The 2,893-nt window shown below is 69.9% G+C and carries 2 protein-coding genes; one reads left to right on the top strand and one right to left on the bottom strand.

All coding sequences use genetic code 11. The annotated features are described in order from the left end of the window. Positions 1-53: 53 nt before the first annotated feature. Entirely contained in the window at positions 54-1,520 is a 1,467-nt protein-coding gene (locus tag ACFWFI_RS42215; RefSeq protein WP_387401186.1) for a sensor histidine kinase, read from the bottom strand. A 550-nt stretch (positions 1,521-2,070) separates the two neighbouring features. Here ACFWFI_RS42215 and nagB point away from each other — a divergent pair. Further along, positions 2,071-2,856: a glucosamine-6-phosphate deaminase gene (nagB, locus tag ACFWFI_RS42210; protein WP_387401184.1), complete on the top strand. Its 786-nt coding sequence runs from the start codon at positions 2,071-2,073 to the stop codon at positions 2,854-2,856. Positions 2,857-2,893: the final 37 nt, after the last annotated feature.

Raw genomic sequence — 2,893 nt, 5'->3', positions numbered from 1 at the left:
GTCCGGGCCCACTGCTGTGCGGCGACGACGGCGGCCGACGTCGCCGATCGCCGCTACTTGTCGTTCTGTACGGGGATGTCGAGCACCACCTGCGTGCCGCGCACCGGGGCCGGGACCATGCCGAACGTGCCGCCCAGCTCACCCTCCACCAGGGTCCGCACGATCTGCAGTCCCAGATTTCCGGCCCGCTGGGGATCGAACCCCTCGGGCAGCCCGCGCCCGTCGTCCGTCACGGTGATCAGCAGCCGGCCCTCGGCGGGTGAGCCGCCGCGCACCGCGGACACCTCCACCGTGCCGCGCTCGGCCACGGTGAACGCGTGCTCCAGCGCGTTCTGCAGCACCTCGGTGAGCACCATCGAGAGCGGAGTGGCCACTTCCGCGTCGAGAACCCCGAAGCGTCCCGTGCGGCGGCAGGTGACCTTTCCGGGTGAGATCTCGGCGACCATCGCGATCACCCGGTCGGCGATCTCGTCGAACTCGACCCGCTCGTCCAGATTCTGGGACAGCGTCTCATGGACGATGGCGATCGAACCGACGCGCCGCACGGCCTCGTTGAGCGCCTCACGACCCCGCTCCGAGTCCATCCGGCGCGCCTGGAGCCGCAACAGGGCAGCCACCGTCTGGAGGTTGTTCTTCACCCGGTGGTGGATCTCCCGGATGGTGGCGTCCTTCGTGATCAATTCCCTTTCACGACGCCGCAGTTCCGTGACGTCGCGCAGAAGCACCAGCGAACCGATGCGCACCCCCTTGGGCTTGAGCGGGATCGCGCGCAGCTGGATGACCCCGCCGGCACCCTCGACCTCGAACTCCCGCGGCGCGTAACCGCTCGCCACCTTGACCAGGGCCTCGTCCACCGGTCCGCGCGACGGTGCGAGTTCGGCGGTCGTCGCGCCGAGGTTGTGGCCGACCAGGTCCGAGGCCAGGCCGAGCCGGTGATAGGCGGAGAGCCCGTTGGGGCTGGCGTACTGCACGACGCCGTCGGCGTCGAGCCTGATCAGCCCGTCACCGACGCGCGGCGACGCGTCCATGTCGACCTGCTGACCGGGGAACGGGAAGGACCCGGCGGCGATCATCTGGGCCAGGTCGGAGGCGGACTGGAGGTAGGTGAGCTCCAGCCTGGACGGTGTGCGCACGGTGAGGAGGTTGGTGTTGCGGGCGATGACCCCGAGGATCCGGCCCTCCCTCCGTACGGGGATCGACTCGACCCGGACGGGCACTTCCTCCCGCCATTCCGGATCCCCCTCGCGCACGATGCGCCCCTCGTCCAGGGCGGCGTCCAGCAGCGGCCGGCGGCCGCGCGGCACGAGATGGCCGACCATGTCGTCCTGATAGGAGGTGGGGCCGGTGTTGGGACGCATCTGCGCCACGGACACATAGCGGGCCCCGTCGCGGGTGGGCACCCACAGGACGAGGTCGGCGAAGGACAGGTCGGAGAGCAGCTGCCACTCCGAGACCAGCAGATGGAGCCACTCGAGGTCGGTGTCACTCAGGGCTGTGTGCTGGCGGACGAGGTCGTTCATGGAGGGCACATGTGCGAGCGTACCCGTGGAGACGAAGAGGTTCCGAACCGATCGGGCGGCGGATACGTGACACTGTGAGAGGGCGGGCCCGGACGGAAGAATGTCCGCGCCGACGGATGGACACGGGCTATTGGTCTAGTCCACAATGCACGACGTAGGGGTGCGACGATCAGGACACGCCTCTTACGCGACAGACCTCCGCTCTCCCCGCACAGGAGAGCGGACCGAGGTACCCGGCGCTCTCTGCCCTGACTGCGCCGGTGCCTCCAGTGGCCGGAGGCACCGCACACCGCCGGCCAGGTAGCTCCGGGCTGCGGTGCCGGACGGGCTGAGGGTCCCGTCCCGGCGCCGCGGCCCGCGGGTGTTTCCGGGGGCATTCACCTCACATTCCCCCTCGCATTCCCCTCGCGGACGGAGCCGTCCGCCGACAGGGCGACAACCGGTGACGCACACGTGGACGGTTCACCTCCGTGCCGCGCCGTTCTGCTAGATTGGGATCCTAGATTGGTCTATACCACATGACGCCACTCTCCAGATCGGCAGGCACAGCGTGGAAGTTGTCATCGTCCCGGACGCCACGGCAGGCGGCGAACTCATCGCGGAGGCCATCGCCACCCTGCTGAGCCGCAAGCCCGACGCCCTCCTCGGCGTTGCCACCGGCTCGACCCCGCTGCCCATCTATCAGGCCCTTACGGCGAAGGTCCGCTCCGGCTCCGTGGACGCCTCGCGCGCCCGCATCTGCCAGCTCGACGAGTACGTCGGGCTGCCTCCGGGCCACCCCGAGTCGTACCGCTCGGTCGTGCTGCGCGAGGTCATCGAGCCGCTCGGCCTGTCCGAGAAGTCCTTCATGGGTCCGGACGGTGCCGCCGAGGACGTGCAGGCAGCCTGCGAGGCCTACGACAAGGCGCTCGCCGAGGCGGGCGGCGTGGACCTCCAGCTGCTCGGCATCGGCACCGACGGACACATCGGCTTCAACGAGCCCTGTTCCTCGCTCGCCTCCCGTACCCGCATCAAGACGCTGACCGAGCAGACGCGGATCGACAACGCGCGCTTCTTCGACGACGACATCGAGCAGGTGCCCCGCCACGTCATCACCCAGGGCATCGGCACGATCCTGGAGTCCCGCCACCCGGTCCTGCTGGCCACCGGCGAGGGCAAGGCCGACGCGGTGGCCCGGACCGTCGAGGGCCCGGTCGCCTCGGTCGTGCCGGCGTCGGCGCTGCAGCTGCACCCGCACGCCACTGTGGTGGTCGACGAGGCGGCGGCGTCCAAGCTGAAGCTGGCGGACTACTTCCGCGCCACGTATGCCGCGAAGCCGCGGTGGCAGGGCCTGTAGAAGTCCCGCACGCGAGAGGGCCGGGCACCTGTGAAGG

This window comes from Streptomyces sp. NPDC060209 (genome assembly GCF_042728155.1).
GTDB lineage: Bacteria > Actinomycetota > Actinomycetes > Streptomycetales > Streptomycetaceae > Streptomyces.
Note: the sequence above shows the minus strand (reverse complement) of the source record. Positions and strands in the feature narration are given on the sequence as shown.